Here is a 3,154-nt window from a genome sequence, read left to right as displayed (position 1 = left end):
GCAAGCGTGCTGTCGCCGGCGAGATGTGGGGGTCGAGGCCGCTGCCAGAAGCGGTGACGGAATCTGCGGGCAGGGTGGCATCAGCTGCGAGACCGTTGGATTCGCGGAAGGCGGCGACGCGCTGGGCGATCCCGGCGAAGGACTCATCCACTTCGGCTGTGGCGGGATCATCCTCGCTCCCTTCGATGAACTTCGCGCTGGTTGGCCCGAGATTCGAGCCACTCGAACTCGCTGCGTCGTAACCGGCCCCCGCGGCCGAAGGGCGGCCCTGGAAATACTGGCCTCCGGTGAAGCTCTGGCCGACGAGACTGGAACCTACCGGTCGTCCGTTGACTTCGATGAAGCTGCCGTTCGCCTGGCGGTTGAACACGGCCTGTCCGATCCCGGTCACGGCGAGGGGATATGCAACCGAAGTGAGAAGGAGGAGGAGGACTGTGATGGCGAACAACGGCCGGAGTTCGCGGCGGATTTCCCGGAGTGCGTTTTCCATGTGCTTGTGCCTCAGGCCAGGTGGGCCAGGTTGACGAACATGTCGATGAGTTTGATCCCGATGAACGGGACGGCGATGCCGCCGAGACCGTATATGAGGGCGTTGCGGGCCAGCAGGGGGCCTGCGCCGATCGGCTTGTAGGCCACACCGCGGAGGGCCAGCGGGACAAGGGCGATGATGACGAGGGCGTTGAAGATGATGGCGGAGAGGATGGCACTCTCGGGGCTCTCGAGGCGCATGATGTTGAGCGTATCGAGCACCGGGTAGGAGACGACGAACGCTGCCGGGAGGATGGCGAAGTACTTCGCCACGTCGTTGGCGATGCTGAACGTCGTCAGGGCGCCACGGGTCATCAGCAACTGCTTGCCGATCCCCACGATTTCGATGAGCTTCGTCGGGTCGCTATCAAGGTCGACCATGTTGCCGGCCTCTTTGGCCGCCTGAGTGCCACTGTTCATCGCGACACCGACATCGGCCTGGGCGAGGGCGGGCGCATCGTTGGTGCCATCGCCAGTCATCGCGACGAGGCGGCCCTGCGCCTGCTCTTCGCGGATGCGTGCGATCTTGTCCTCCGGCCTGGCCTGGGCGATGAAGTCATCTACACCGGCTTCCCTGGCGATGGTGGCGGCCGTGAGGGGGTTGTCGCCGGTGACCATGATGGTGCGGATGCCCATCCTTCGGAGCTCTTCGAAGCGGGCCGCCATGCCAGGCTTGACGGTGTCCTTGAGGTAGACGAGTCCGAGGATCTCGCCATCATCGATCACGCCCAACGGCGTACCGCCTTCACTCGAGATGCGCTGCACGGCAGCGGTGTAAGCGGCCGGTGCGGGCCTGCCGGTCGCGGCGACGACGGCATCGGCCGCCCCTTTCATCGTTGCCCGGCCGTCCCGCCGGATGCCGCTCATCCGGGTCTCGGCGGCAAACGGGACGAAGTCCCCTTCGCTGACATCGAGCGTCGCGACGAGGCTGCCGAAGCCCTGCGATTTCGCCAAATCGAGGATCGACCGGCCCTCCGGCGTTGTATCCAGAAGTGACGACCTGACGGCTGCCTCGATGAGACGTCCGTTGCCCTGTTCATCCAGCGCGATGAACTCCGCCGCGAGCCGGTTCCCGAAGGTAATGGTGCCTGTCTTGTCGAGAAGAAGGGTGTCGATATCCCCGGCTGCTTCAACCGCCCGCCCGGACATCGCCAGCACGTTTCGTTGCACGAGGCGGTCCATCCCGGCGATGCCGATGGCGGAGAGCAATCCGCCGATGGTAGTCGGGATGAGACACACCAGGAGGGCCACGAGCACAACGACCGAAATGAGGTTGCCCGCGTAGTTCGCGAACGGCTGGAGCGTCACCGTGACCATCAAGAAGATGAAGGTGAGGCCAGCCAGGAGGATGTTGAGGGCGATTTCATTCGGGGTCTTCTGCCGCGACGCGCCTTCAACAAGCCCAATCATTCGGTCGAGGAAGGTCTCACCGGGGTTGGCGGTGATGCGGATCCGGAGTTCGTCGCTAACGACCGTGGTGCCGCCGGTGACGGAGCTCCGGATATCGGTCCCGGGTTCTTTCAGGACGGGCGCCGACTCACCGGTAATGGCAGCTTCGTTGACGTAGGCGATCCCCTCCACGACATCGCCATCACCCGGGATCAGTTCGTTCAGGCCGACGACGACGATATCGCCCTTCCGGAGTGCGGAAGAGGGGACGGTCTCGAGCGTGCCATCGGCCTTCACGCGCTGCGCGGTTGTCTGCGTCCGTGTCTTCCGGAGCGTGGCGGCCTGGGCTTTGCCGCGCCCCTCGGCGATAGCTTCGGCGAAGTTCGCGAAGATCACGGTAAACCAGAGCCAGATCGCGATCTGGGCCTCGAACCGCAGTGTGTCGAAAGGCTCGCCACTTACGAGGTCACGGAGACAGAGGACCGATGTCAGGGCGGCGCCGAGCTCGACGATAAGCATGATCGGGTTCCTGTAGAGGGTCCGAGGGTCGAGCTTGAGGAGGGAATCACGAATGGCGCGGAAAAGGATTTCCCGAGTCCAGACGTTCGCCTTCTTGCGCTTTTCGACGGCTACGACAGCCATTTGCGTGACTACCTTTCGTTCAGGACAGTAGGCCATCGCGGAGCATGAAGTGCTCCACGACGGGACCGAGGGAGATGGCCGGGAAGAAGGTGAGGAGGCCGACGATAACGATGACGCCGAACAGCAGGCCCCCGAAGACGAGACCGTCCGTAGGGAAGGTCCCAGGGCCGGGGGCGACACGCTTCTTGGCGGCCATGCTGCCCGCTATCACCATCACCGGGACGATGAAGAGGAAGCGCCCGACGAGCATGCAAACACCGATGCCCACGTTGTAGAAGGTGCCGTTTACGCCCAGGCCCGCGAACGCCGAGCCGTTGTTGGCCGCGCCTGAAGTGAAGGCGTAGAAGATCTCGGAGAAGCCGTGTGGTCCGAGGTTATTGGTTGTGTCAGTGCCGAAGGAGTTTACGGCGCCCACGGCGGTCCAGGTCAGAAGGACGAGGGAGAAGGCGAGGACGCCAAGCATGACGGCCTTCATTTCGCGCGCTTCGATCTTCTTGCCGAGGTATTCCGGCGTGCGCCCGACCATAAGCCCGGCGATGAACACGGCGAGGATGATGTAGATGACCATGCCGTACATGCCGGAGCCCACGCCGCC

At 63.9% G+C, this 3,154-nt stretch carries 3 protein-coding genes; all 3 read right to left on the bottom strand.

Annotation, left to right across the window (positions count from 1 at the left end; translation table 11 throughout):
• Positions 1 to 490: potassium-transporting ATPase subunit C (locus V9F06_15970; GenBank protein ID MEI2619101.1), on the bottom strand; the 490-nt coding region annotated here is incomplete at its 3' end.
• A gap of 11 nt (positions 491 to 501) precedes the next feature.
• The gene (kdpB, locus tag V9F06_15965) at positions 502 to 2,559 is read right to left on the bottom strand and encodes a potassium-transporting ATPase subunit KdpB (GenBank protein MEI2619100.1); all 2,058 of its coding nucleotides are present in this window, start codon (positions 2,557 to 2,559) and stop codon (positions 502 to 504) included.
• Between the two features lie 19 nt (positions 2,560 to 2,578).
• The coding region (locus V9F06_15960; protein ID MEI2619099.1) for a potassium-transporting ATPase subunit KdpA at positions 2,579 to 3,154 on the bottom strand (576 nt) is incomplete at its 5' end.

The organism is Thermomicrobiales bacterium, from assembly GCA_037045155.1.
Lineage (GTDB): Bacteria > Chloroflexota > Chloroflexia > Thermomicrobiales > CFX8 > JAMLIA01.
This window is presented reverse-complemented; position numbering and strand designations above follow the sequence as displayed.

Coding starts and splice junctions, on each gene's coding strand:
- kdpB (MEI2619100.1), bottom strand. CDS start 2,559: ATGGCTGTCGTAGCCGTCGAAAAGCGCAAGAAGGCGAACGTCTGGACT.